The following is a 26,176-nucleotide window of genomic DNA, read 5'->3' on the forward strand; positions in this document are numbered from 1 at the left end:
CCTAGGCGCGGGTCGCCCACACGTAACGGTGTTCCGGGCGGCCCGCGTCGCCGTACTTGAGGGTCAGTCGCGCGCGGCCCGTGCGCTCCAGGAGCTTCAGATAGCGCTGCGCGGTCTGCCGGCTCACACCGGTGCGCTCCGCGATCTCCTGGGCCGACAGGGGGCCTTCGGCGTTGATCAGGGCACGGCGCACGAGGTCGGCCGTGGTGGGGGAGTGGCCCTTGGGCAACTCCGGCTCGGAGGGCGCGGACAGCGCGCCGAAGATCCGGTCCACCTCGGCCTGCTCGGCCTCCCCGCCGCCGTCCAGGGTGCGGCGCAGGTGCGCGTACGCCTCCAGCTTGGTCCGCAGGCCCGCGAAGGCGAACGGCTTGACCAGGTACTGCAGCGCGCCGTGCCGCATCGCCTCCTGGACGGTGGAGACGTCCCGGGCCGCCGTCACCATGATCACGTCGGTCCGGTGGCCGCGCCGCCGCATCTCCCGTACGACCGACAGGCCCGTGTCGTCGGGCAGGTAGTGGTCCATCAGGACCAGGTCCACCCGGGGCAGCTCCTCGACCTGCCGCAGCGCCTCCGCCGCGCTGTGCGCCTCGCCGGCCACGTGGAAGCCGGGCACCTTCTCGACGTAGGCGGCGTTGACCTGGGCGACGCGTACGTCGTCGTCCACGACCAGGACCTCGATCATCGCGACTCCTCCTCGGCGGTCCGGTGGGCCGGGGGCCCGGTGAGGGCCGGTTCGCCGTCCGGCTCGGTGAGGGCGTCGGGCAGGACGACGGTGAACTCCGCCCCGCCGCCGTGCGCGCGGTCCACGGTGGCGGCGCCGCCCTGCCGTTCGGCGAGCCTGCGGACCAGGGAGAGCCCGATCCCGCGCTCACGGTGGGCCGGTGCCTCCTTCGTGGACCAGCCCTCGGTGAAGATCAACTCGCGTTGTTCGGCCGGGATTCCGGGCCCGGTGTCGCGCACCCTGAGGACGACCGTCCGCCCTTCGGTGCGCAATTCGACCTCCACGCGCGCGTGCGGAGTGCCCGTGGCCGCATCCAGGGCATTGTCCACCAGGTTGCCGACGACCGTGACGATGCCCCTGGGATCGATCAGCCGGTCCGGGAGCCCTGTCCGGTCCGACAGCAGCAGCGCCACCCCGCGCTCGGCGGCCACGGTCGCCTTGCCGACCAGCAGCGCCGCGAGCAGCGGGTCCCGGATCTTCTCGGTGACCTGTTCCGCGGTCGCCCGGTGGTCGCCGACCACCTCGCCGACGAACTCCACGGCGTCGTCGTACATCTCCAGCTCCAGCAGCCCGAGCAGCGTGTGCATGCGGTTGGCGTGCTCGTGGTCCTGGGCGCGCAGGGCGTCGATCAGCCCGCGCGTGGAGTCCAGTTCACGGCCCAGCTGCTCCAGTTCCGTGCGGTCGCGCAGGGTGGCCACCGCGCCGCCGTCGTCGGTGGGCATGCGGTTGGCGACCAGGACGCGCTGGCCGCGCACGGTGAGCAGATCGGTGCCGGTCACCCGTCCGGCCAGCACGTCGGCCGTACGGCCCGCCCCGAGCGCCTCCTCCAGGGAGCGGCCGACGGCCTCGTCACCGATGCCGAGGAGCCGGTGCGCCTCGTCGTTGAGCAGGCGGATGCGGCCCGAGCGGTCCAGGGCCACGACGCCCTCCCGGATGCCGTGCAGCATCGCCTCGCGCTCCGCGAGCAGCGCCGAGATGTCGGAGAAGGCGAGGTCCCGGGTCTGCCGCTGCACCCGGCGCGAGATCAGCCAGGCGGCCATCGCGCCGACGGCCAGGGCGCCTCCGGCGTACGCCAGCAGCTCGGGGATCGCGTGGATGAGCCGGGCCCGGACACTGTCGTAGGCGATGCCCACCGAGACCGCGCCGACGATGTCGCCGTCGCTGTCGCGCAGCGGCACCTTGCCGCGGGCCGTGCGGCCCAGGGTGCCGCTGTCGATCTGCATGACCTCATGGCCCGCCAGGGCCTGCCCGGGGTCGGTGGACACCGTCCTGCCGATCTCGTCGGGTGTGGGGTGCGACCAGCGCACGCCCCGCGAGTCCATCACCACGACGTACTCGGCCCGCGTGGCCTTACGGATCCGCTCCGCCTCCCGCTGGACCGGCCCGTCGGCCGTCGGCGGCGTGTCCACGACGTGCTCGGCGATCTGCGGCTCGACCGCCGTGGTCTGGGCGATGGCGAGGGCCCGGCGCATGGCCTGGTCGTCGAGCTGGTTGCTCAGCGGTGCGAGGAACAGGCCGGTCGCGAGCACCGCGACTCCCGCGGCGATGGCCACCTGCATCAGCAGCACCTGGGAGAACATCCGCCGCGGCAGGCCGAGGCGCAGGCGGCGCGCGGAGGGGGTGGGGCTCATACCCACGACGGTACGTGGGGGTGGCGGGACCACCGAAGGGGGTGTGGCCCGCGTCTCAGCCGGCGAGCGCCGTGGTGATCGCCAGTTCGCGCACGGCCTCCACGTCCATCCGCGCGGGCGAGCCCAGCACCGAGGTGCCGCAGCTCTCCGCGCGGGGCGGCGACGCGGCACCCTGGGCGACGACGACGTGCCAGTGGCGTCCGTCGGCGTGCGCGACGGTCACCGTCCAGCGCGGGGCGGCGCCCTCGGTCCGTACGACGGTCAGCGCGCCAGCCGCGTACTCGCCCACGGCCGTGCGCACGGCCAGCTCGGCGGCTTGCCCCGGCCGCTCCCAGGCGGAGTTGCCGCGGCACCCCTCGACGACGATCCGCCCCTCCCGCGCGCGGTGCAGGATCTCCTTGACGGAGTGCGCCTCGGCGCGGCCGTAGGCATAGCCGTACGGCAGGACCAGCAGCGTCGGGGAGAAGCGATGGCCGCCCAGATGGGTGACCTCCCAGATGCCCTCCACGCCGGAGGCGTCGAGTTCCGCGGCGAGCGGGCGGCCGAGGAGGGCGCAGCAGCGGTCCCGCTTGCCGTTGGTGCAGACCAGGGCGAGCGGGTCGCCGGTGTGCGGGCTCGCCTGGAGCACGGCGTCGAAGACGCGGTGGTCGCCCTTGCCGAGCGCCGCGAAGTCGAGTTCGAGCAGCGCACGCGCATCGCCGATCGTGGCGCCGTGCAGCCAGGCGTTCCCCGGGGTGGTGTGGGCGGCGTACACCTGCCGGGCGGCGGGCGTTCCGCGGTCGGCGTGCCGCCCGGGGCGGCGGATGAGCGCGATCCGCACGCCGGTGCCCTTGGCGGCGGCCTCCAGGGCGCGGCCCAGCGCGGGGTCCAGATGGCTCGAGGTGAGCGCCCTGGCACCCCACGGACCGGGCTGCTCCAGCAGCAGCCAGGTCCTCGCGGTGGCCGCGGTGCCCGCGATGGGCTCGTCGAGGTCGCGGGAGACACTTGAGCAAGTACTCACGAAGGTGAGCCTAACCTGAGTTGATCCGGAGTGGCTCCCCGTCCCGCTCGTGTCCTACTCCGGCAGGGGTTGTGGCGGCCTCGGGCCGACGTAGTGCCCGGTGGGCCGCATCCGCAGCGGGCGCTCGCCGTACTCTTCCAGCGCGTGCGCGATCCAGCCGGCCGTGCGGGCCACGGCGAAGATCGTCTCGCCCGCGGTGGCGTGCATGCCGCTGGAGGCGGTCAGCACGGCGAGGGCCAGGTCCACGTTGGCGTGCAGCGGCGTGTGACGGGCGGTCGTCTCGACGATGTCGCGGGCCGCGGCGAGGGCGGGCCCGGCGCCCGGGATCTCCTCCAGGAGCCCGAACAGCACCCGCGCGCGTGGGTCCTCGCCCGGGTAGAGCCGGTGGCCGAGGCCCGGGATGCGGCGGCCGGCCCGCAGCTCCTCCGCGATCACCGGTGCCGCGTCGCCGCGGTCGAGGACCTCCAGCAGCATCCGGTGGGCGAGTCCGCTGGCCGCGCCGTGCAGGGGGCCTTCGAGGACGCCCAGGCCCGCGGAGACGGCCGCGTAGGCGTGGGCGCGGGCGGAGGCCGCCACGCGGACGGCGAGCGTCGACGCGGCGAGGTCATGGTCGACGAGCAGGGCGAGCGCGGTGTCCAGGGTGCGCAACGACGCCTCGTCCGCGGGGAGGCCGCTGAGCCGGGCCCACAGCCGCTGGGCGAGTGGGCCGTTGTCGCGGTGGTCGCGCCGGACCGGGGGCAGTGCGGCGACGAGGGTGGGGATGAGACTGCGCGCGGTGCCCAGTACGGCGTCCTCGGACAGGTCGAAGCGCAGGGGGTCGGCGGTCGCGGCGGCGATGGCGGCGACCCTCAACCGGTCGGTGGGGCCGGTGTGTTCCGGCAGGGCGTCGACCGCGCGCCGGGCGGTGGCGACGGCGGCCTCGGGGGCGCTGAAGGTGATGCCGGGGCGCAGCCGCCCGGTCCACAGCCACTCGGCGACCTCTTCGTAGGAGTGGCGTACGGCGAGTTCGGCGGCGTCGACCCCACGGAACCAGTACCGGTCGGTGCCGATGAACGTGATGCGGGTCCGAACCGACAGTTCGCCCCCGGACCCCGAACCGCCGCTGCTGTCCCGCCGGTTGCGCCGGGCCAGCGCCTCGACCTCCTGGGCGTCGAAGGTGCTGCCCCGGCCGCTGGGGACGCGTTGGCTGCTGAGCTGACCGCGGCTGACGTACGCGTACACGGTCTCGGGCTTCACGCCGAGGAGTTCGGCGGCCTCTTTGGTGGTCAGCCGCCGGGTCGTGCGACCGGGTTCGGGCTGTTGATCGCGCATGGGGGCCACCGTATCCGTTCAACAACACATTGAGGCTTGCATTGATTCAATCAATATTGACAACGAATGAGTCAAGCATGGACAGTCAAATCAAGTCCAGGGAGGAAATCATGTCCGTCAACAGGTCGGTCACCACTCTTGTCGAGGCGCCGCGAGGGCTCGCCGGCGTCGTCGTCACCGACACCGCCATCGGTGACGTCCGGGGGCTCGAGGGCTTCTACCACTACCGCCAGTACTCCGCCGTCGAGCTCGCGCAGACCCGCGGCTTCGAGGACGTCTGGCATCTCCTGGTGCACGGCGAGCTGCCGGACGCCGGACAGGCCGCCGCGTTCGCCGCCGATACGGCCGCGCTGCGGCGCCTGCCGGAGGAGGTGCGGACGGCCCTGCCCGCCATCGCCGCGGGGAGCGCGAGCGCGGGAGGCTCGGGGCCGCTGGCCGGCATGCGGACCGCGCTGTCGCTGCTCGGCGCGGTGCGGGGCTTCCGGCCGGTGTACGACATCGGTGCGGACGAACGCCGCCGGGACACGCTGGCCGCGGCGGCCGCCGTACCGACGCTGCTCACCGCGCTGTACCGGCTGGCCGAGGGGCGGGAGCCGGTGGAGCCGCGGGACGATCTGTCGTACGCGGCGAACTACCTGTACATGCTGACGGGTTCGGAGCCGGATCCGGTGCGGGCCAGGGCCGTAGAGCAATACTTGATCTCAACCATTGACCACGGATTCAACGCGTCAACGTTCACGGCAAGGGTCATCACGTCGACCGGAGCGGACGTGGCGGCCTGTCTGGTGGGAGCGGTGGGCGCGCTGTCCGGCCCCCTGCACGGAGGCGCCCCCAGCCGGGCGCTGGACACCCTGGACGCGATCGGCACGCCCGACCGCATCGACCCCTGGATCCGTGAACGGGTCCTCGCCGGTGAGCGCGTCATGGGCTTCGGCCACGCCGTCTACCGCACCGAGGACCCCCGCTCCCGGATGCTCCGCGAGATCGCCCAGAGCTTCGGTGGCCCTCGGGTGGAGTTCGCGGTCGAGGTCGAACACCGGGTGGAGTCGATCCTCGCCGAACTGAAGCCCGGCCGCGAACTCCACACGAACGTCGAGTTCTACGCAGGCGTGGTCATGGAACTCTGCGGCCTCCCCCGGGAGATGTTCACCCCGACCTTCGCGGCGGGCCGCGTGGTCGGCTGGAGCGCCAACATCCTGGAACAGGCGGAGGACCCCAAGATCATTCGCCCGGCGGCGCGATATGTGGGGCCGGGGGCGCCGGTGGCTGTGCCGGTGTGAGTCGGTGAGCCGGGTTCGGCACGACGGACATCCGGTGCCGAACCCGCTCGTTCATCCGTGGTGGGATGACGGATGTCGGGACCTCAGTCCCGGGGGATGTCCTTGCGGGCGCGGATCAGAGTCTCGCGGCTGATGACGACGATGCGTTCGTTGTCACCCCTGGAGGCGTCGGCAGGGAGTTCGCCGTCGAGGTCCTCGGTGGCTTCCCTGCCGATGACGGCGAAGTTGCCGTCGCTGAGCTCGAAGATGTCGGGGCAGGTCTGTCCCGATGCGCTGCCTCGCGCACGGGGAGGGTCGCCGATACGCCTAACAATGGTCGGCATGGATGTCGGCCTTTCGTGCGGGACCTTGCGGTCATGATGTTGCCGCACCGCGAGGCCCTGCGGGGGCAACCGCAGGGCGCTGGGCTCTCGGAGGGCAAACGAACACGGGCTGACGGGACGCGTGGGTGCGCGCTGTGGAGCGGTTCGGGCCGGTTACGCGTCAGGAATGTCAGCCTTGGCGTCGATGAGTGTCTTGCGGCTGACCACGACGATGCGCTCGTACTCGGCTCTCGACGCGTCGGCGGGGAGTTGAGCGTCGAGTTCGTCGGTGATGTCCGTGCCGATGACAGCGAACCTTCCGTCGGACAGCTCAAAGATGTCGGGACAATTGGCACCGGTGGCGCTTCCCCTGGCGCTTGGCGGCGTTCCAATCCGACGGATGATCTGGCTCACTGTTCTGGCATTCCTTCTGGTCTTGAGGCTGGGTGCGCATCGTGCTGCGCGGTGTGATCGGGTCCGGTAGGACCGCGGCCTCGACAACCGAGCGGCGTGGACGGTGTACGGCGGGGATCGACCCGTTCCGCGAGATGCGGCAGTAGTCAACCTTGTTGGCACCTGGGAGAACGCGCCGGTTATTGCTTTGTTACCGCCCAACCGTGTGATGTGCGCGAGAGAGTGGATGGCAGGACCGCCCTTCACGACCGGAGGACCGTCGAACGGCAGGCCCTACTCGCTCGGTGGTTCTCCTACGACCCACCACTCCTCGATGTCCGTTTCCTCCAGCTGGACCAACAGATCGTCAACCATGCGTCCGAGCTTGGCCTCGTCGGATGTGTCGATCAGTGTGGCCCGGTGGGGGCGGGTGGAGTACCAGTACTCACGAAAGACCGGGATCTGGAGCATGCTCCGGGCGAACCCGAAGAACTCCTCCTTGGTCATGTTGCCCATGCGGTAGTAACAGAGCGCATTGGTGTAGAGGGCGTTGGCGAAGAGGAACTGGCGTTGCTTCCGGGGCGGTACGGTCCCGTTGTAGGCATCCAGAACCTCGGCCAGGTCGGGATCGTCCATGGCCTTGCTCAGCAACTCCCAGTGCAGGCGCTGTTGATGGGCGAAGTTGGTCTGGCGCTGCGTCTGCGCAGCCTGCTCCAGGTGTTCGAGGCGTATACGCAACGACTCGATGGTGTGGCGCTGTGCGGCCGTTGTCGCGAGGGCTCCGGCGGCCGCACCGATCCCGGCCACCACCAGTCCGCGTATCCCGTAATTCCGTGTGGCCATGTCAACCCCCGAATCAGGCGGCCGTCCGCCGGTCGTCGGGGTGCGGGTCGACTGTAGGGGACCGGCGAGCGGTGGGCGGCGCTTGCCGTCTCCCAGGGTGCCGAGCGGCTCTGATCGGCGGGGAGGCGGAGAGGAGGCGCACGGAGGGAAGCGAGGGTCGCACACTCCGGCGCCATGCCCAACGTCTGCCCCGCAAGTGCTGCTAACAATCGTTCACTTCGCGCGGTTTCTTGCGGCTCGTATCCTGGTCCGGCATTCATTCTTCGTCCCCACGCCGTGACGCGAGCCGGTGCACGCGTCGGCGGGAGAGAGGTCGCTCGTCCGTGCAGAGCCGCAACCCGCAGCAGATCCCGGTCGTCGTTCTCGCCGGCTTCCTCGGCTCCGGCAAGACCACGCTCCTCAACCACCTCCTCCACCGCAGCGGAGGCAGCCGTATCGGAGCGATCGTCAACGACTTCGGGGCCATCGAGATCGACGCGATGGCGGTGGCCGGCGCGCTCGGCGACTCCACCGTGTCGCTCGGGAACGGCTGCCTGTGCTGTGCTGTCGACGCCAGTGAGCTCGACGTCTACCTGGAGCGGCTCGCGCGGCCAGCCGCCGGCATCGACGTCATCGTCATCGAGGCCAGCGGGCTCGCCGAGCCGCAGGAACTCGTGCGCATGGTGCTGGCCAGCGAGCATCCCGGCATCGTCTACGGCGGACTCGTCGAGGTCGTCGACGCCGCCGAGTTCGACGACACCCGCGCCCGGCACCCGGAGATCGACCGCCATCTCGGCCTCGCCGATCTCGTCGTCGTCAACAAGACCGACCGGGCCGACGAGCCGGAGCGGGTCCTCTCCCTCGTGCGGGAACTCGCCGCCCGCGCCGCCGTCGTGCCCGCCACCTACGGCCGCGTCGACCCCGAGTTCCTCTTCGACTGCCGCCCCGGCGAGGAGCGGGTCGGGCAGCTCTCCTTCGACGATCTGCACCGCCCTGACCAGCACGAGGTGCACGACCACGCCGGGCATCTGCACACCGCCTACGACAGTGCTTCCTTCGTCTCCGGGCGGCCCCTCGATCCCCGGCGGCTCATGAGCTTCCTCGACAGCCGTCCCGACGGGCTCTACCGGATCAAGGGGTACGTCGATTTCGGGCCGTACGACACCCGGAACCGGTACTCCGTGCACGCCGTCGGGCGGTTCCTGCGGTTCTATCCCGAGCCCTGGGCGGCGTCCGAGGAGCGGCTCAGTCAGCTCGTCCTCATCGGCACCGGTATCGACGCGCCCGCGCTCGTCAAGGAACTCCGGGCGTGCGAGAGCGACGCCCCGCACGCCGACGACGAACACGGCATGTGGGGCGTCCTGCGCTACGTGCAGGGCTCCGAGGACGAGCCCGGCGACCCGGCCTAGACCGGGCCCGCCACCACCGACACCGTCTTCGGCAGCGACACGCCCGAGCCGTCGCGGCGCGGGTCCATCTCCGGCAGGTCGGCCGGCATGCCGTTCTTCTGCGCCGCCTTCGCCGGGGCGGGGCCCGCCCAGGCCAGGGACAGACAGTCCTCGCCCTTCAGGAACCGCTGGCAGCGGACCCCGCCGGTGGCGCGGCCCTTGCGCGGGTACTGGTCGAAGGGAGTCAGCTTGGCCGTCGTCTGGACCGAGTCGTCGAGGGTGCCGCGGGAGCCCGCGACCGTGAAGACCACCGCGTCGGCCGCCGGGTCCACCGCGGTGAAGGAGATCACCTTCGCGCCGTCCGTCAGCTTGATGCCCGCCATACCGCCCGCCGGGCGGCCCTGCGGACGCACCTGCGCGGCCTGGTAGCGCAGCAACTGGGCGTCGTCGGTGATGAAGACCAGGTCCTCCTCGCCGGTGCGCAGCTCCACCGCGCCGACGATCCGGTCGCCCTCCTTGAGGGTGATGACCTCCAGCTCCTCCTTGTTGGACGGGTAGTCGGGCACCACGCGCTTGACGACACCCTGGGCGGTGCCGATCGCCAGGCCCGGCGAGGACTCGTCCAGCGTCGTCAGGCAGACCAGCGTCTCGTCGCCCTCCAGGGAGACGAACTCCGCCAGCGGCGCGCCGCCCGCGAGATTCGGCCGCGACGCCGTCTCCGGCAGCGTCGGCAGGTCGACGACACTGATCCGCAGCAGCCGGCCCGCGGACGTCACCGCGCCCACCTCGCCGCGCGCCGTGGCCGGTACCGCCGAGATGATCACATCGTGCTTGGAGCGCTTGGCGTCCTCGTCCTCGGCGAAGGGGTCGCCGTTCGCCGTACGGGCCAGCAGGCCCGTGGAGGACAGCAGCACCCGGCACGGGTCGTCCGCCACCTGCAGCGGCACGGTCGCCGCCGGGGCGCCCGCCGACTCCAGCAGGACCGTACGCCGCTCGGTGCCGAACTTCTTGGCCACCGAGGCCAGTTCGGCGGAGACCAGCTTGCGCAGCTCCGCGTCCGAATCCAGGATCCGGGTCAGCTCCGCGATCTCCTCGTTGAGCCGGTCCTTCTCCGCCTCCAGCTCGATGCGGTCGTACTTGGTGAGCCGGCGCAGCGGGGTGTCCAGGATGTACTGCGTCTGGACCTCCGACAGCGAGAAGCGCTCCATCAGGCGCTCCTTGGCCTGCGCGCTGTTCTCGCTGGAGCGGATCAGCCGGATGACCTCGTCGATGTCCACGAGGGCGGTGAGCAGGCCCTCCACCAGGTGCAGGCGGTCGCGCCGCTTGGTGCGGCGGAACTCGCTGCGGCGCCGGACGACCTCGAAGCGGTGGTCGAGGTAGACCTCCAGCAGCTCCTTCAGGCCCAGGGTGAGGGGCTGGCCGTCGACCAGGGCGACGTTGTTGATGCCGAAGGACTCCTCCATCGGCGTCAGCTTGTACAGCTGCTCCAGGACGGCCTCCGGCACGAAGCCGTTCTTGATCTCGATGACCAGGCGCAGGCCGTGCTGGCGGTCGGTGAGGTCCTTGACGTCGGCGATGCCCTGGAGCTTCTTCGAACCGACCAGGTCCTTGATCTTGGCGATGACCTTCTCGGGGCCGACCGTGAAGGGCAGCTCGGTGACGACCAGGCCCTTGCGGCGGGCCGTCACGGTCTCCACCGACACCGTGGCGCGGATCTTGAAGGTGCCGCGGCCCGTCTCGTAGGCGTCGCGGATACCGGCGAGGCCCACGATCCGGCCGCCGGTGGGCAGGTCGGGGCCCGGGATGTGCCGCATCAGGGTGTCCAGATCCGCGTTCGGGTGGCGGATCAGATGGCGGGCGGCCGCGATGACCTCGGAGAGGTTGTGCGGCGGCATGTTGGTGGCCATGCCGACCGCGATCCCGGAGGCGCCGTTGACCAGGAGGTTCGGGAACGCGGCGGGCAGCGCCACCGGCTCCTGCTCCTGGCCGTCGTAGTTGGGCGCGAAGTCGACCGTGTCCTCGTCGATCGACTCCGTCATCAGGCTCGTCGCCTGCGCCTGCCGGCACTCGGTGTACCGCATGGCGGCCGGCGGGTCGTCGTTGCCCAGCGAGCCGAAGTTGCCGTGGCCGTCGACCAGCGGCACCCGCATCGAGAAGGGCTGGGCCATGCGCACGAGCGCGTCGTAGATCGACGTGTCGCCGTGCGGGTGCAACTTACCCATGACCTCGCCGACCACGCGCGCGCACTTCACATAGCCGCGGTCGGGGCGCAGGCCCATCTCGTTCATCTGGTAGACGATGCGGCGGTGCACCGGCTTGAGGCCGTCACGGGCGTCCGGCAGGGCGCGGGAGTAGATGACCGAGTACGCGTACTCGAGGAAGGAGCCCTGCATCTCGTCGACGACGTCGATGTCGAGGATCTTCTCCTCGTACGAGTCGTCGGGCGGCGGGGTCTTCGTGCTGCGGCGGGCCATCGCTGCCTGGGCTCCTTGCTAGACGCGTGAACTGGATCTGACGCGGACCATTGTGGACCGCGGCACTGACAACCCGGACCAGGACCCGGTGTCGGCCCTCCGGCCCGGCGCGGAGGGGCACCTCCGCTCACGGCTGCCCGCAGGCTACGCGATCCGCCGCCGGCATCCGCCCTCGGCGTACGCGGCCCGGGAACTTCGCCGAGCCCTCGCACGCTTGCATACAGTGGCAGGACCGGCAGGAAAACCGCGGTTTCCAGACCGCGTCCGCGATCGGAAGGACGTACATGCCCATGGGTCACACGGCCACAACCCAGGCAGGCTCCGGCGGCCTGACAGCGACCGAGCACCGCCTGGCCAACGGCCTGCGCGTGGTGCTCTCCGAGGACCACCTGACCCCGGTCGCGGCGGTGTGCCTCTGGTACGACGTCGGCTCCCGCCACGAGGTCAAGGGACGTACCGGCCTTGCTCACCTTTTCGAGCACCTGATGTTCCAGGGCTCCGGCCAGGTCAAGGGCAACGGCCACTTCGAGCTGGTGCAGGGCGCCGGCGGCTCGCTCAACGGCACCACCAGCTTCGAGCGCACCAACTACTTCGAGACCATGCCCGCCCACCAGCTGGAGCTCGCCCTCTGGCTGGAGGCCGACCGCATGGGCTCGCTGCTGGCCGCCCTGGACGACGAGTCGATGGAGAACCAGCGCGACGTCGTGAAGAACGAGCGCCGCCAGCGCTACGACAACGTCCCCTACGGCACGGCCTTCGAGAAGCTCACCGCCCTCGCCTACCCGGAGGGCCACCCCTACCACCACACGCCGATCGGCTCCATGGCCGACCTGGACGCGGCCACCCTGGAGGACGCGCGGGCGTTCTTCCGTACGTACTACGCCCCGAACAACGCCGTGCTGTCGGTCGTCGGCGACATCGACCCGGAGCAGACGCTCGCCTGGGTCGAGAAGTACTTCGGCTCCATCCCCGCCTTCGACGGCAAGCCCGCCCCGCGGGACGGCTCGCTGCCGGAGATCATCGGCGAGGAGCTGCGCGAGGTCGTCGAGGAGGAGGTCCCCGCGCGGGCGTTGATGGCCGCCTACCGCCTCCCGCACGACGGCACGCGCGCGTGCGACGCCGTGGACGTGGCCCTGACCATCCTCGGCGGCGGTGAGTCCTCCCGCCTCTACAACAGGCTCGTGCGCCGCGACCGTACGGCCGTCGCCGCCGGGTTCGGCATGCTGCGGCTCGCCGGAGCGCCCTCGCTCGGCTGGCTGGACGTGAAGACCTCCGGTGACGTCGAGGTCCCGGTGATCGAGGCCGCCATCGACGAGGAGCTGGCCCGGTTCGCCGCCGAGGGCCCGACGGCCGAGGAAATGGAGCGCGCCCAGGCCCAGTTGGAGCGCGAGTGGCTGGACCGGCTCGGCACCGTCGCGGGCCGCGCCGACGAACTGTGCCGCTACGCCGTCCTGTTCGGCGACCCGCAGCTCGCCCTCACCGCCGTGGGGCGCGTGCTGGAGGTGACGGCCGAGGAGGTCAAGGAGGTCGCCAAGGCCCGGCTGCGCCCCGACAACCGCGCGGTGCTGGTCTACGAGCCGACGGTCCCCACGGAAACCGTCGAGGAACCCACCGAGGACCTCGAGTCCCAGGCCACCGTGGAAGCAAGCGACGAGAACGAGGAGACGGCCAAGTGACCGAGCTCGCCCCGATGGAGTTCCACCCCCAGCCGCAGGCGGGCGAGCCGAAGGTCTGGGCCTTCCCGGCGCCCACGCGCGGGACCCTCGACAACGGCCTGACCGTGCTGCGCTGCCACCGCCCGGGACAGCAGGTCGTCGCCGTCGAGGTGCTCCTGGACGCCCCCCTGGACGCCGAGCCGGCCGGCCTCGACGGCGTCGCCACGATCATGGCGCGCGCCTTCTCCGAGGGCACCGACAAGCACACCGCCGAGGAGTTCGCCGCCGAACTGGAGCGCTGCGGCGCCACCCTCGACTGCCACGCGGACCACCCCGGTGTACGTCTCTCCCTCGAAGTGCCGGTCTCCCGCCTGCCCAAGGCGCTCGGACTGCTCTCCGACGCCCTCAGGGCGCCCGCGTTCGCCGACAGCGAGGTCGAGCGGCTGGTCGCCAACCGGCTGGACGAGATCCCGCACGAACTGGCCAACCCCTCCCGGCGCGCCGCCAAGGAGCTGTCCAAGCAGCTCTTCCCGGCGACCTCGCGCATGTCGCGTCCGCGCCAGGGCACCGAGGAGACCGTCGCCGCCATCGACTCCCCGGCCGTACGCGCCTTCTACGAGCGGCACGTGCGCCCCGCCACGGCCACCGCCGTGGTCGTCGGCGACCTCACCGGAGTCGACCTCGACGCGCTCCTGGCCGACACCCTCGGCTCCTGGACCGGCTCCCCGGCCGAGCCGCGGCCCGTGCCCCCGGTCACCGCCGACGACACCGGCCGCGTCGTCATCGTGGACCGCCCCGGCGCCGTCCAGACCCAGCTCCTGATCGGCCGCGTCGGTTCCGACCGGAACGACCGTGTGTGGCCCGCGCAGGTCCTCGGCACGTACTGCCTCGGCGGCACCCTCACCTCCCGCCTGGACCGCGTCCTGCGCGAGGAGAAGGGCTACACCTACGGCGTGCGGTCCTTCGGGCAGGTCCTGCGCTCCGCCCCGGACGGCACCGGTGCCTCGATGCTCGCCATCAGCGGCTCCGTGGACACCCCCAACACCGGTCCCGCCCTCCAGGACCTGTGGACGGTGCTGCGCACCCTCGCCGAGGGCGGGCTCACCGACGCCGAGCGGGACGTCGCCGTGCAGAACCTCGTCGGGGTGGCGCCGCTGAAGTACGAGACGGCCGCCGCCGTGGCCGGCACGCTCGCCGACCAGGTCGAGCAGCACCTGCCCGACGACTACCAGGCCACGTTGTACCGCCAGCTCGCCGCGACCGGCACCGTGGAGGCCACCGCGGCGGTCGTGAACGCCTTCCCGGTGGACCGTCTGGTGACGGTTCTGGTCGGGGACGCCGCGCAGATCAAGGAGCCCGTCGAGGCCCTCGGAATCGGTGAAGTCACCGTCGTGACGGCCGAGTAGACACACCCTCGGTTGTGAACGCGCGGCGACGCGCGTGTGGGGCCCTGGTGACGGAAGCGCCACCAGGGCCCCTTTATGTCCGAATTGAGGGAGAGGTTGCCTGTCTGACCTGTGGCATGCGCTACAAAAGCCGTGATCCGTTTGGGGATTGAAAGTTGCCCCGTTTAGCGTCATCCGGGCTGTCCGTCAGGCAGTGCGCCGCGACCGCGGCACCGGACAGTCATCGCCGAGTCCCCGTACGGCGCAAGCCAGGGGAGCCGGGGACCCCACCGTAGTCCCTGGGGTGAATCGGACGCCCGCGCCCAGCGCGAGGGGGTCCGTAGGAGACCTTCCTGCTCCGAACCCGTCAGCTAACCCGGTAGGCGAGAAGGAAGGAAAGGACCAGCCACTTCATGGCGTTCACCCGCGCCACCGGGAAGCACCGTCGTCCCAGCCGGATGCAGCGCACCACCGCCCGCGCGGCGGGCGTCGCGGCGCTCACCGCCACCGGCGTCGTCGGCACCCTCGCCGCCCCGGCCCTCGCCGCGGAGCCCTCCGCCGAGCAGACCGGCATCACCCCCGTCATCACCATCGGCGGCTCGATCGCCGACGAGATCGACGCCCAGGCCGCGGCCCAGCAGCAGGCCGCCGAGGAGGCCGCGGCGAAGAAGAAGGCCGAGGAGGCCGCCCGCGAGCGGGCCGCCGAGGCCGCCAAGGAGGCCCGCGAGGCCAAGGAGCGCGCCGCCCGCGAGGCCGAGCGCAAGCGCCTGAACACCTTCGTCTCGCCGATCTCCGGCTCCTACGTCTCGACCGGCTACAAGGCCGGCGGTGCCGTCTGGTCCTCCGGCAGCCACACCGGCGTCGACTTCCACGCCGCCGGCGGCACCTCCGTCCGCTCGGTCGGCACGGGCACCGTCGTCGAGGCCGGCTGGGGCGGGGCGTACGGCAACCAGATCGTCATCAAGATGCACGACGGCACGTACACCCAGTACGGCCACCTGTCCTCCATCGGTGTCTCGGTGGGCCAGACCGTCACCCCTGGGCAGCAGATCGGCCTCTCCGGCGCGACCGGCAACGTCACCGGGGCGCACCTGCACTTCGAGGCGCGCATGACCGCGGAGTACGGCTCGGACATCGACCCCGTCGCCTACCTCCGCTCGCACGGCGTGAACCTCTGACCGCACCCGCACCCGCACCCGCACCCGCACCCGCGACCGCGTCCCGGAACCCCGGCTCCCGAGCCGGGGTTTTTCGGCGTTTTCGGGGCCCCGCTGTCCAAAAAATATCCATGGATTCCGGTCCGCCGTCGGAAATTCCGAGTCATTGGAATAGAGTCGCTGAACACGCGTCAGTCGTCGACGTTTCACGGGGATTAAAGCGGAGGTCGGTCATGCGTATTCCGGCGCACTCGGTATGCACGGCGATCCGGGACGACATCGTCGCCGGTGTCCACGAGCGCGGCAGCCGGCTCACCGAGGAACTGCTCGCGCGGCGCTACGGCATCTCGCGCGTCCCCGTCCGGGAGGCGCTGCGCACGCTGGAGGCGGAGGGCTTCGTGGTGACCCGGCGGCACGCGGGCGCCTGCGTCGCCGAGCCGACCGAGCAGGAGGCCGCCGACCTGCTGGAGATGCGCACGCTGCTGGAGCCGCTGGGTGCCGCGCGGGCCGCCCAGCGGCGCACCGAGGCGCACCTGAAGGTGCTGCGCGGCCTGGTGAGGCTCGGTCAGGAGCGCGCCAGGCGGGGCAACAGCGAGGATCTGCGTTCCCTGGGCGGCTGGTTCCACGAGACGCTCGCCCAGGCCTCCGGCAGCCCCGCGCTGACCTCGGTACTGACCCAGCTGCGGCACAAGATCGCCTGGATGTACGCGGTGGAGGCGCCGGTCAGCCCCGTGGAGACCTGGGCGGAGCACGGGGCGATCGTGGACGCGGTGGCGCGCGGCGACAGCGACCGCGCGCGGGCCGTCACGGCCGCGCACACGGAGCGGTCCAGCGGCAGGCATCGGCTCAGGCTCCCGGGCCCCGGCGAGCGTGTGAGGAATTCGCAACATCCCGTAAACATGTCGGGCCCGCGTCATTAACACGCGCACCGTATACAAAGAGCAGGTAATTCGCGGGGGACTATTTCTGCTGCCCGAATTCAGAAAAGGCGAAGGGCCCGCCCGGCAATTCGGGCGAGCCCTTCAAAGGGTGCGGCGAGTGCCGCGTCCGCTGAATGCTCAGACGGTCTCGGGGAGTTCCTCGAGGCCCTCGGAGACCAGCTTCGCCAGACGGTCCAGGGCGGCGTCCGCGCCCTCGGCGTCGGACGCGAGCACGATCTCCTCGCCGCCCTGGGCGCCCAGGCCCAGAACCGCCAGCATGGAGGCCGCGTTGACGGGCTTGCCGTCAGCCTTGGCGATCGTCACCGGGACGCCTGCGGCCGTGGCGGCTCGGACGAAGATGGAGGCGGGGCGGGCGTGGAGGCCCTCGGCCCAGCCGACGTTGACGCGGCGCTCAGCCATGTGATGCTGCCCTTCAGGTTCTCAGGTTGTCTAGACCAGTGTTCCACAACGTGAAGCGTGCCCGGTACGGACCCGTGTCCCGTACTGCGTGGTCGCCGGACCGCGGCCTCGGTCCGACACCCGTCCTCCACAGACTGCCTCGCGCCGTTGTCGTACGCGAGCCGTACTCTGGGCCCCATGCAGAGCGCGTCGGACCGGCACGAGTACCCCGCCCACTGGGAAGCCGACGTGGTGCTGCGCGACGGCGGCACCGCGCGCATCCGCCCCATCACCGTTGACGACGCCGAGCGCCTGGTCAGCTTCTACGAGCAGGTCTCGGACGAGTCGAAGTACTACCGCTTCTTCGCGCCCTACCCGCGACTGTCCGCCAAGGACGTCCACCGCTTCACGCACCACGACTTTGTGGACAGGGTGGGACTCGCGGCCACGATCGGCGGCGAGTTCATCGCCACCGTACGCTACGACCGCATCGGCGCCGACGGACTGCCCGCCTCCGCGCCCGCCGACGAGGCCGAGGTCGCCTTTCTCGTCCAGGACGCCCACCAGGGGCGGGGCGTCGCCTCCGCGTTGCTCGAACACATCGGCGCGGTCGCGCGGGAGCGCGGGATCCGCCGGTTCGCCGCCGAGGTGCTGCCCGCCAACACCAAGATGATCAAGGTGTTCACGGACGCCGGGTACACCCAGAAGCGCAGCTTCGAGGACGGCGTCGTCCGGCTGGAGTTCGACCTGGAGCCCACGGACCGCTCGCTCGCCGTGCAGTACGCGCGCGAGCAGCGCGCCGAGGCGCGGTCCGTGCAACGGCTGCTGGTGCCGGGGTCGGTGGCCGTCATCGGCGTCGGCCGGTCGCCGGGCGGGGTCGGGCGCGGCGTGCTGGACAACATCCGGGAGGGCGGGTTCCGCGGTCCGCTGTACGCCGTGAACCAGGCGTTCCCCGAGGAGCTGAAGGAGCTCGCCGGGGTGCCCGCGCACCGCTCGGTGCGCGACGTCGACGGGCATGTCGACCTCGCGGTGGTCGCCGTGCCGGCCGACCAGGTCCCGCGGGTCGTCACCGAGTGCGGTGAGCACGGGGTGCAGGGACTGGTCGTGGTCTCCGCGGGCTACGCCGAGAGCGGGCCCGAGGGCAGGGAGCGCCAGCGTGAACTCGTCCGGCACGCGCGCGCGTACGGCATGCGGATCATCGGGCCGAACGCCTTCGGCGTCATCAACACCTCGTCGGACGTACGGCTGAACGCCTCGCTCGCCCCCGAGATGCCGAGGCCGGGACGGATAGGGCTGTTCGCGCAGTCCGGTGCCATCGGCATCGCGCTGCTGTCCCGGCTGCACCGGCGGGGCGGGGGCGTCACCGGTGTCACCGGGGTGTCGACCTTCGTCTCCTCCGGGAACCGGGCCGACGTGTCCGGCAACGACGTCCTCCAGTACTGGTACGACGATCCGGACACCGATGTCGCCCTCATGTACCTGGAGTCCATCGGGAACCCGCGCAAGTTCACCCGGCTCGCCCGGCGGACGGCGGCGGCGAAGCCGCTGGTCGTGGTGCAGGGCGCGCGGCACGGCGGGGCCGCGCCGCAGGGGCATGCCGTACGGGCGACGCGGTTGCCGCACGCCACGGTGTCGGCGCTGCTCCGGCAGGCCGGGGTGATCCGGGTCGACACCATCACCGAGCTGGTCGACGCGGGGCTGCTGCTCGCGCGCCAGCCGCTGCCGGCCGGGCCGCGGGTGGCGATCCTGGGGAACTCCGAGTCGCTGGGGCTGCTGACGTACGACGCGTGCCTGGCCGAAGGGCTCCGGCCGCTGCCCCCGCTGGACCTGACGACCGGGGCGACGGCGGCGGACTTCCGCCGGGCACTGTCGCGGGCGCTCGCCGACGACACGTGCGACTCCGTCGTGGTGACCGCGATTCCGGCGATCGGGGAGACGTCGCCGGGGGAGGAGGTGCTGGCGGAGGCCCTGCGCTCGGCGGCGGAGGAGGCGCCGGGGAAGCCGGTGCTGGTGGTGCACGTGGAGCTGGGCGGACTGGCGGAGGCGCTGTCCGCCGCGGCGAGCACGGCGCCGAGGGTTGCGTCGCCGGTTCCTCCGTCCGCGCCCGATGCGGAGGTTTCCGGCGCGCCCGGCGCGGCGGGCGAGGACGTTTCCGGCGCGCCCGGCACTCAGGCTGAGGCCGGGGCGGACGCGCGGCCCGGCGCTGACGGGGTGCCGCCTTCGTCGGCTGCGGGGGCCGCCCCAGGCGGCACGACTGCCCGCGGCTCGGGTGGTCAAGGGGCGGCCGGCCCCGCCTCGGCCGGTGTCGAGGGGGTGGCTCGTCCCGGCCCGGGTGGCCTGGAGGTCCCCGGCGAGGCCGGGGCTCGGCTCATCCCCGCCTATCCCGCCGCCGAGCGGGCCGTGCGGGCTCTCGCCGAGGCCGTGAAGTACGCGCAGTGGCGGCGGGAGGCCGCTGAGCCCGGGCGGGTGCCCGAGTACGAGGACATCGACGAGCGGGGGGCCGCTGGGCTCATCGACGGGCTGCTGGCCAGGGGACAGGGGCTCACTCTCGGTGCCGAGGAGACCTGTGAGCTGCTCGGCATGTACGGCATTCAGGTGCGGCGGGCCCTTCCCGCGCCCACCCCCGACGCCGCCGCCGAGGCCGCCCGCGCCGTCGGCTACCCCGTCGCCCTCAAGGCCACCGCGCCGCACCTGCGACACCGGGCCGACCTGGGCGGCGTACGGCTGGACCTGGCGGACGAGGAGCAACTGCGCCGGGCGTACGCCGAGTTGGTCGAGCTGTTCGGCAGGCCGGAGGAGCTGCGGCCGGTCGTGCAGGCGATGGCCCCGCGCGGGGTCGACACCGTCCTACGGGCCGTGATCGACCCGGCGGCCGGCGCCGTCCTGTCGTTCGCGCTCGCCGGAGCCGCCTCACAGCTGCTCGGCGACATGGCCCACCGGCTGATCCCGGTCACCGACCGGGAGGCGACCTCGCTGGTCCGGTCGATCCGGACCGCGCCGCTCCTGTTCGGCTGGCGCGGCTCGACCCCGGTCGACACGCCCGCCCTGGAGGAGCTGCTGCTCCGGGTGTCGCGCCTGGTCCACGACCACCCGGAGGTCGTCGCGGTCACCCTGGAGCCGGTCGTCGTCGCCCCGCACGGTCTGACCGTGCTCGGCGCCACCGTCCGGCTGGCCCCACCGCCCGCCCGCGACGACCTGGGCCCCCGCACGCTCCCCGCGTACTGAGGCCGGGCCCGTCCGGACTCCCCGGGGACCCGGGCGGTCGTTCGTTCCCCTGCCGCGGACCGGTCCGAGCGGTCCCTCGCAGTCAGTGGGCCCCCGTAGGATGGGGGCCATGGCCAAGACCAGTACGACGACCCAGGGGCTGCGAGCGGCGATCGAGCGCAGCGGCTACTACCCGGCCCTCGTGGCCGAGGCGGTGGAGGCCGCCGTGGGCGGCGAGCCCATCCGGTCGTACCTGGTCCACCAGGAGACCACGTTCGACCAGAACGAGGTGCGGCGGCACGTCACCGTGCTGGTCCTCACCGACAACCGCTTCATCGTCAGCCACACCGACGAGCAGGCCGCGGACACCACCTCCCCGACGCCGTACGCCACCACCTCCACGGAGTCGGTGAAGATCGGCCGGATCTCGTCGGTCGTCGTCAGTCGTGTCGTCGCCAACCCGGAGTCGTACACCCCGGGCACCCTGCCCCGCGAGGTCGTGCTGACCATCGGCTGGGGCGCGGTCTCCCGGATCGACCTGGAGCCGGCGGCCTGCGGCGACCCCAACTGCGAGGCGGACCACGGCTACACGGGCAGCTCCACGGCCGACGACCTCAGCCTGCGCGTCAGCGAGGCCGGCGACGGTCCGGAGACGGTGCGCCAGGCGCTCGCGTTCGCGCAGGCGCTCTCCGAGGCGACCGCGGATCTGACCAAGTAATGGCCCAGCCCGCTTGGGAGCACGACCCGCAGCCGCTGCCCCTCGACTCCGCCCCCCTGCCCGAGTACGGCAGCGGCTCGCTCGCCGACCTGCTGCCCACCCTGGCCGCCGGCATGGACGTACCCGGTATGACCGCCGCGATCAGCGAGCTGGCCCCGGCCGACCGGAACTGCGTGTTCCTGATCGACGGCCTCGGCTGGGAGCAGCTGAAGGCGCACCCCGAGGACGCGCCGTTCATGACGTCGCTGCTCGACAGCTCCCGCGGCGGCACGGGCCGCCCGCTCACCACCGGCTACCCGGCGACCACCGCGACCTCGCTGGCCTCCGTCGGCACCGGCCTGCCGCCCGGCGCGCACGGACTGCCCGGCTACACCGTGCGCAACCCCGACACCGGCGAACTGATGAACCAGCTCCGCTGGCAGCCGTGGACCGCGCCGGGGCCCTGGCAGCCGTACCCCACGGTCTTCCAGCTCGCCCACCAGGCGGGTGTGCACGCGGCGCAGGTGTCGTCGCCCGCCTTCCAGAACACCCCGCTGACCAAGGTGGCGCTGAGCGGCGGAACCTTCCACGGGCGGCTGAGCGGCGAGGAGCGGATGGACCTCGCGGCCGAGCAACTGGCCGCCGGGGACCGCTCCTTGGTCTACACGTACTACGCCGAGGTGGACGGCGCGGGACACCGGTTCGGCGTCGACTCCGACACCTGGCGCGGCCAGTTGATGTACGTCGACCGCCTGGTCCAGCGCCTGGCCGAACAGCTCCCGCCGCGCACCGCGCTCTACGTCACCGCCGACCACGGCATGGTCGACGTGCCCTTCGACGAGCAGCACCGCATCGACTTCGACGAGGACTGGGAGCTGCGCGCCGGGGTCGCCCTGCTGGGCGGCGAGGGCCGGGCGCGGCACGTGTACGCGGTGCCGGGCGCCGAGAACGACGTACTGACCTGCTGGCGCGAGGTGCTCGGCGAGCAGTTCTGGGTGGCCTCGCGAGAGGAGGCGCTCGCGGCCGGCTGGTTCGGGCGGCCCGGTGAGTGCGACGATCGGGTGTACGGCCGGATCGGCGACGTGGTCGCCGCCGCACGGGACGACGTACTGATCATCGCCTCCGAGCGGGAGCCGAAGGAGTCCGCGATGGTCGGCAACCACGGCTCGATGACCCCGGCGGAGCAGCTGATCCCGCTGCTCGAAGTACGCTCCTGACGCACCCCCTGTCCCCGACTCGCCGAAAGGTGCTCAACCCCCCATGCCCGAGCTGGTGTTCTTCTCCGGAACGATGGACTGCGGGAAGTCGACGCTGGCTCTCCAGATCGAGCACAACCGCTCGGCCCGCGGCCTGGTCGGTGTGATCTTCACCCGTGACGACCGCGCCGGCGAGGGCAAGCTGTCCTCGCGCCTGGGCCTGGTCACGGACGCGGTGGAGGTGTCGGACGGCCAGGACGTGTATGCCTACCTGGTCGACCATCTCTCCCAGGGCGGCCGCGCGGACTACGTCATCGCGGACGAGGCGCAGTTCCTGGCCCCGGAGCAGATCGACCAACTCGCGCGCGTGGTGGACGACCTGGGCCTGGACGTCTACGCCTTCGGCATCACCACCGACTTCCGCTCCAAGCTGTTCCCCGGCTCCCAGCGTCTGGTGGAACTCGCCGACCGCGTCGAGGTCCTCCAGGTCGAGGCCCTGTGCTGGTGCGGCGCCCGCGCCACCCACAACGCCCGCACGATAGGCGGCGAGATGGTGGTGGAGGGCGCCCAGGTGGTCGTGGGGGACGTCAACCAGTCGGACGCGATCGGCTACGAGGTACTCTGCCGCCGCCACCATCGCCGCCGCATGACGGCGGCCACGGCGAGGGCGGCGGCCCTCTCCCCGGACGTGCTGCCGGTGCCGTAGGCCCGGGGGACCCGCCCTCAGGGCCTGCTCTGGAGCAGGGAGAAGCGGGCGCCTTCCGGGTCCGTGACGGTGGACATGCGGCCCAGGGCGCTGTCGTGCGGCGGCTGGACGACGTTGCCGCCCAGGGTGACGGCTCGGGCGGTGGCCTCGTCCGTGTCGGCCACCTCGAAGAACGTCATCCAGTGGGGACCCCGGTCGCGGGGCAGGGAGTGGCCGAGGCCGAGGACCGCCGCGATCGTGCGGCCGCCCAGGTGCAGGGTGACGTAGTCGAAGTCCGCCGAGGCGACCGCCTGCTGCTCGTGGCCGAAGACCGTCTCGTAGAACTTGGTCACGCTCGCCGTCTCGAAGGTCAGCAGTTCGTTCCAGACCGGGGTGCCGGGGACCCCGGAGAGGGCGATGCCGAGGTGGGCCGCCGCCTGCCAGACGCCGAAGACCGCGCCGGCCGGGTCGGAGCAGATCGCCAGCCGGCCGGCGTCGTCGGCGTCCAGGGGGCCCACGCCCACGGTGCCGCCGCACAGCCGTACCGTCTCGGCCGTCAGGTCCACGTCCGTCGAGGCGAAGTAGGGCGTCCAGGCGATGGGCAGATGCCGGTCCGGCGGCAACTGGCCGATTCCGGCCACCTCCTTGCCGTCCAGCAGCGCCCGAGCGTACGGGCCGAGCTGCTGCGGACCGGGCCGGAACTCCCAGCCGAACAGACCGCCGTAGAACTCCTGGGTCGCGGCCGGCCCGTGCACCATCAGGCTCACCCAGCAGGGCGAGCCGGGCGCGTGCCGGGCGTGCGCGTCGCCGTTCAGGCCGGCCGACCCCCGTGCCTCGGTCATCGTCACTCTCTCCTCGGCCCCTCGCGGTGGCCGCGTCGATTCCGCTCTCCGGACCCCTGCGCCGATGCTCGCACCACCCGTGGTGCCGCGCGTCCCGGGCGCGCCGCCGTATCGCCCGCTGTGCCCGGAGGTTGCCCGGTGTGCCGTTGCTCGTCCGTATCCGTGTGATGGCCCACGGGTGTCGATCGGCTGTACAGCATGTGCCCGATCCCGTACGCCTCGTGATCGGGGCTGTCCGGCCGAGCAGAGTAGCCGGACCTGGACGTTGCGGCCACCCCGTGCGCGAGGATGGGGGCCATGAACGCCATCATCTCCGCAACCGAACTGGCCGGCGACCTGGCAGGATCGCGTCCGCCGGTGCTCCTGGACGTCCGCTGGCAGTTGAGCGTGGCTCGAGCGGCGGGCGAGCCTCCCTTCGACGGACGGGCCGAGTACGCGGCCGGCCACCTCCCCGGCGCGGTCTTCGTCGACCTGGACGAGGAGCTCGCCTCGACCCCCGGCACGGCGGGCCGGCATCCGCTGCCGGACCTCGCCCGGTTCGGCGCCGCGATGCGCCGGGCGGGGGTCTCCGCCGGGCGTCCTGTGGTCGTGTACGACGGCGGGCAGGGCTGGGCGGCCGCCCGCGCGTGGTGGCTGTTGCGCTGGACGGGTCACCCGGACGTGCGGGTCCTCGACGGCGGGTTGCCGGCCTGGGAAGGGCCGCTGCAGACGGACGTACCGACCCCGGTGGAGGGCGATTTCCGGCCAACCCCGGAGGCGGCGGGTCTGCTCGACGCGGACGGCGCGGCGGCGCTGGCCCGCTCCGGGCTGCTGCTGGACGCCCGCGCGGGGGAGCGGTACCGGGGTGAGGTGGAGCCGATCGACCGGGTCGGCGGGCACATCCCGGGTGCCGTGTCCGCGCCGACGAACGAGAACGTCGCCGCCGATGGTCGTTTCCTGCCCGCAGAGGATCTCCACGCCCGCTTCAAGGCGCTCGGCGCCACGGACGGCACGGCGGTGGGCGTCTACTGCGGCTCGGGCGTCTCCGGGGCGCACGAGGTGCTGGCGCTGGCGGTCGCGGGAATTCCGGCGGCGCTGTATGTGGGGTCGTGGTCGGAGTGGTCGTCGGATCCGTCCCGTCCGGTGGCAGTGGGCCCGGATCCGCAGTAGCGCGGGGGGTGGTGGAGGCGGCGCAGGCCGGCGCCGTGGGTGGCGCCGGCTGCGGGGCCATGAATCCGACGCTGCCGGTACGTCCCTCAGGGGCGCGGGGAACTGCGCGACGCCGGAAAGGGCCGCACTCCACACCAACGCGGCCTTCTCCGCCGTACCCCCGACTGCCCGACTACTCCTGCTTCTTGCGCCGCGTCCCGAACACGATCTCGTCCCAGCTCGGGACCGCCGCCCGGCGGCCCGGGCGGACGCCGTCGGCCTCGGCCTGGCGGTCGGTCGCGCCGATCAGGCGGTCGCGATGGGCGCTCACGGAGCGGGGCATCAGGACGTCCGCGTAGGCGGAACCGGCAGAGGCCGCGGGGGCCGGGGGCTCCTCGGGCACCGGCTCGGCCGCCGGGGGCTCCTCGGGCGCGGGGGTCTCCGAGGGGCGCTCGGGGACGACGAGGTCGCCGCGGAAGCTCGGGACGGCCTCCAACAGGCTGGTCAGCGAGTCCCGTTCGGGCGCGGCCTCCTCGGCCGGTTCCGGCGCCGGCAGGCTGGGCCGCTCCCGGTCGAGGGAACGGTCCAGCGGACGGTCGCGCGGCAGCCGGGCGATACGCGGCACGAACGGAAAGCTGGGCTCCGGCGCGGCGAGGTCCTCGGACTCGCCGATCAGCGAGCGCGCCTCCTCGTCGACGGCCTGGACGAGCCGCCGGGGCGGGTCGTACGTCCAGCTCGCCGAGTGGGGTTCGCCCGCCACGCGGTAGACCAGCAGGACTTCCCAGGTGCCGTCGTCGCGGCGCCAGGAGTCCCACTGCACGGTGTCCTTCTCGGCGCCGCGCAGCAGCAGCCGCTCCTGGACGGCCTCGCCGAGCTGGGGTCCGGCGGCGTTCTCACCGGGCCGGCGGACCGGCGTCTTGCGGGCGCGCTCGGCCATGAAGGCACGCTCGGCCAGCACGGGGCCCTCGAAGCGACGGACGCGGTCGACGGGAATGCCCGCCATCTGCGCGACTTCCTCCGCCGTGGCACCCGCGCGTATACGCGCCTGGATGTCGCGGGGGCGGAGATGGCTCTCCACCTCGATCTCGATCTGGCCGAGGCGGGGACGGTCGCCGCGCACGGCGGCGCGGAGCCGTTCGTCAATCGGAAGCGTGTACTCCGTGCTGTCCGCAGCCTTCAGCACCAGCCGTGTGCCGTCATTGGAGACGGCCACGACACGCAGTTCGGGCATGGGGACCTCCCGGGTGGTGCCTGCCGACGTCACGTGCGTCGCTGCTTCCGCTAGTCGAGTGTGGCCTGCCCGGGTGCAGCCTGCCACAACCTTGCCGAGTTGCCCGGCGTGTCGGGCACGGGCCCTGGATCGCCGTTATGGCACGGTTACCTATTCGCAACGCTAAGTGACCAACTCCGTCACCCTGTGCAACTAGCCCCCTCCTGGCGGTCCTTGAAGGCCACGGACGCCCTGGCGGGAGACCGGACCCAGGGCTCGCAACAGTACTCCATTTGGGCCACGTGCGTGGATTGGCGCGCCGCCCGAGTTGGTGCACGGGGCGGGAGTTGGCCGTACCGCAAGGGAGTTCAGGGAT

Annotated in this window: 22 protein-coding genes and 1 riboswitch; of the genes, 11 read left to right on the forward strand and 11 right to left on the reverse strand. The window is 72.3% G+C overall.

The window, feature by feature from the left end; genetic code table 11:
* Position 1 precedes the first annotated feature (1 nt).
* The 4 genes from AC068Z_RS34115 to AC068Z_RS34130 are packed head-to-tail and all read right to left on the reverse strand — an operon-like array spanning position 2 to position 4,663.
* The gene (locus AC068Z_RS34115; protein WP_478564615.1) at positions 2-682 is read right to left on the reverse strand and encodes a response regulator; all 681 of its coding nucleotides are present in this window, start codon (positions 680-682) and stop codon (positions 2-4) included.
* Positions 679-2,352 (reverse strand): ATP-binding protein, encoded by a 1,674-nt coding sequence (locus AC068Z_RS34120; protein WP_478564618.1) that lies wholly within the window; start codon positions 2,350-2,352, stop codon positions 679-681. The genes AC068Z_RS34115 and AC068Z_RS34120 overlap by 4 nt, the downstream gene beginning before the upstream one ends.
* A gap of 55 nt (positions 2,353-2,407) precedes the next feature.
* Positions 2,408-3,352, reverse strand: coding sequence for a sucrase ferredoxin (locus AC068Z_RS34125; RefSeq protein ID WP_478564621.1), 945 nt, complete (start codon positions 3,350-3,352; stop codon positions 2,408-2,410).
* Positions 3,353-3,406: 54 nt separating this feature from the next.
* On the reverse strand, positions 3,407-4,663 hold the full coding sequence (locus AC068Z_RS34130) for a citrate synthase (protein ID WP_478564623.1): 1,257 nt from the start codon (positions 4,661-4,663) through the stop codon (positions 3,407-3,409).
* Positions 4,664-4,773: 110 nt separating this feature from the next.
* Here AC068Z_RS34130 and AC068Z_RS34135 point away from each other — a divergent pair, with 110 nt between their 5' ends.
* Positions 4,774-5,943, forward strand: coding sequence for a citrate synthase (locus tag AC068Z_RS34135; protein WP_478564625.1), 1,170 nt, complete (start codon positions 4,774-4,776; stop codon positions 5,941-5,943).
* An 83-nt stretch (positions 5,944-6,026) separates the two neighbouring features.
* Here the strand turns inward: AC068Z_RS34135 and AC068Z_RS34140 are convergent, their stop codons facing one another.
* The 3 genes from AC068Z_RS34140 to AC068Z_RS34150 all read right to left on the reverse strand — a co-directional run bounded on the left by AC068Z_RS34140 (position 6,027) and on the right by AC068Z_RS34150 (position 7,481).
* Entirely contained in the window at positions 6,027-6,266 is a 240-nt protein-coding gene (locus AC068Z_RS34140) for a hypothetical protein (RefSeq protein WP_478564628.1), read from the reverse strand.
* 153 nt (positions 6,267-6,419) lie between these two features.
* A complete protein-coding gene (locus tag AC068Z_RS34145; protein WP_478564631.1) occupies positions 6,420-6,659 on the reverse strand; it encodes a hypothetical protein in 240 nt (79 codons plus the stop codon).
* Between the two features lie 273 nt (positions 6,660-6,932).
* Positions 6,933-7,481 carry a DUF6082 family protein gene (locus tag AC068Z_RS34150; protein WP_478564634.1) on the reverse strand — a complete coding sequence of 183 codons (549 nt, stop codon included), beginning with the start codon at positions 7,479-7,481 and terminating at the stop codon, positions 6,933-6,935.
* Positions 7,482-7,804: 323 nt separating this feature from the next.
* Here AC068Z_RS34150 and AC068Z_RS34155 point away from each other — a divergent pair, with 323 nt between their 5' ends.
* Positions 7,805-8,869: a CobW family GTP-binding protein gene (locus tag AC068Z_RS34155; RefSeq protein ID WP_478564637.1), complete on the forward strand. Its 1,065-nt coding sequence runs from the start codon at positions 7,805-7,807 to the stop codon at positions 8,867-8,869.
* Here the strand turns inward: AC068Z_RS34155 and AC068Z_RS34160 are convergent.
* Entirely contained in the window at positions 8,866-11,322 is a 2,457-nt protein-coding gene (locus AC068Z_RS34160) for a DNA gyrase/topoisomerase IV subunit A (protein ID WP_478564640.1), read from the reverse strand. The two genes, AC068Z_RS34155 and AC068Z_RS34160, sit on opposite strands and share 4 nt — an antisense overlap.
* 284 nt (positions 11,323-11,606) lie before the next feature.
* Here AC068Z_RS34160 and AC068Z_RS34165 point away from each other — a divergent pair, with 284 nt between their 5' ends.
* The 4 genes from AC068Z_RS34165 (at position 11,607) to AC068Z_RS34180 (ending at position 16,439) form a co-directional block, all read left to right on the forward strand.
* Positions 11,607-12,998, forward strand: a complete 1,392-nt coding sequence (locus tag AC068Z_RS34165; RefSeq protein ID WP_478564643.1) for a M16 family metallopeptidase — start codon at positions 11,607-11,609, stop codon at positions 12,996-12,998.
* The gene (locus tag AC068Z_RS34170; RefSeq protein ID WP_478564646.1) at positions 12,995-14,383 is read left to right on the forward strand and encodes a M16 family metallopeptidase; all 1,389 of its coding nucleotides are present in this window, start codon (positions 12,995-12,997) and stop codon (positions 14,381-14,383) included. Before AC068Z_RS34165 ends, AC068Z_RS34170 begins: the two co-directional genes overlap by 4 nt.
* Positions 14,384-14,597: 214 nt before the next feature.
* A riboswitch (cyclic di-AMP (ydaO/yuaA leader) is annotated at positions 14,598-14,762 on the forward strand.
* Between the two features lie 13 nt (positions 14,763-14,775).
* Positions 14,776-15,540 (forward strand): M23 family metallopeptidase, encoded by a 765-nt coding sequence (locus AC068Z_RS34175; protein ID WP_478564649.1) that lies wholly within the window; start codon positions 14,776-14,778, stop codon positions 15,538-15,540.
* Between the two features lie 212 nt (positions 15,541-15,752).
* On the forward strand, positions 15,753-16,439 hold the full coding sequence (locus AC068Z_RS34180; RefSeq protein ID WP_478564652.1) for a GntR family transcriptional regulator: 687 nt from the start codon (positions 15,753-15,755) through the stop codon (positions 16,437-16,439).
* A 138-nt stretch (positions 16,440-16,577) separates the two neighbouring features.
* Here AC068Z_RS34180 and AC068Z_RS34185 read toward each other — a convergent pair whose 3' ends face one another.
* On the reverse strand, positions 16,578-16,859 hold the full coding sequence (locus tag AC068Z_RS34185) for an HPr family phosphocarrier protein (protein WP_033308341.1): 282 nt from the start codon (positions 16,857-16,859) through the stop codon (positions 16,578-16,580).
* Between the two features lie 177 nt (positions 16,860-17,036).
* Here AC068Z_RS34185 and AC068Z_RS34190 point away from each other — a divergent pair, with 177 nt between their 5' ends.
* From AC068Z_RS34190 to AC068Z_RS34205, 4 genes are all read left to right on the forward strand, one after another.
* Positions 17,037-20,063, forward strand: coding sequence for a bifunctional acetate--CoA ligase family protein/GNAT family N-acetyltransferase (locus AC068Z_RS34190; RefSeq protein ID WP_478564655.1), 3,027 nt, complete (start codon positions 17,037-17,039; stop codon positions 20,061-20,063).
* A gap of 109 nt (positions 20,064-20,172) precedes the next feature.
* Complete coding sequence (locus tag AC068Z_RS34195; protein WP_478564658.1) at positions 20,173-20,760, forward strand: DUF5998 family protein; 588 nt, start codon at positions 20,173-20,175, stop codon at positions 20,758-20,760.
* Complete coding sequence (locus AC068Z_RS34200) at positions 20,760-21,956, forward strand: alkaline phosphatase family protein (RefSeq protein ID WP_478564661.1); 1,197 nt, start codon at positions 20,760-20,762, stop codon at positions 21,954-21,956. Before AC068Z_RS34195 ends, AC068Z_RS34200 begins: the two co-directional genes overlap by 1 nt.
* 43 nt (positions 21,957-21,999) lie before the next feature.
* Positions 22,000-22,641, forward strand: a complete 642-nt coding sequence (locus tag AC068Z_RS34205; protein ID WP_478564664.1) for a thymidine kinase — start codon at positions 22,000-22,002, stop codon at positions 22,639-22,641.
* 17 nt (positions 22,642-22,658) lie between these two features.
* Here the strand turns inward: AC068Z_RS34205 and AC068Z_RS34210 are convergent, their stop codons facing one another.
* Positions 22,659-23,462 (reverse strand): VOC family protein, encoded by an 804-nt coding sequence (locus tag AC068Z_RS34210; protein ID WP_478564667.1) that lies wholly within the window; start codon positions 23,460-23,462, stop codon positions 22,659-22,661.
* A 297-nt stretch (positions 23,463-23,759) separates the two neighbouring features.
* On the opposite strand from AC068Z_RS34210, the gene AC068Z_RS34215 reads away from it, so the two are divergent.
* Positions 23,760-24,611: a sulfurtransferase gene (locus AC068Z_RS34215; RefSeq protein ID WP_478564670.1), complete on the forward strand. Its 852-nt coding sequence runs from the start codon at positions 23,760-23,762 to the stop codon at positions 24,609-24,611.
* A gap of 172 nt (positions 24,612-24,783) precedes the next feature.
* Here the strand turns inward: AC068Z_RS34215 and sepH are convergent, their stop codons facing one another.
* Positions 24,784-25,821: a septation protein SepH gene (gene sepH, locus AC068Z_RS34220; protein ID WP_478564673.1), complete on the reverse strand. Its 1,038-nt coding sequence runs from the start codon at positions 25,819-25,821 to the stop codon at positions 24,784-24,786.
* Positions 25,822-26,176: the final 355 nt, after the last annotated feature.

It is taken from the genome of Streptomyces sp. NPDC043726 (assembly GCF_056436565.1).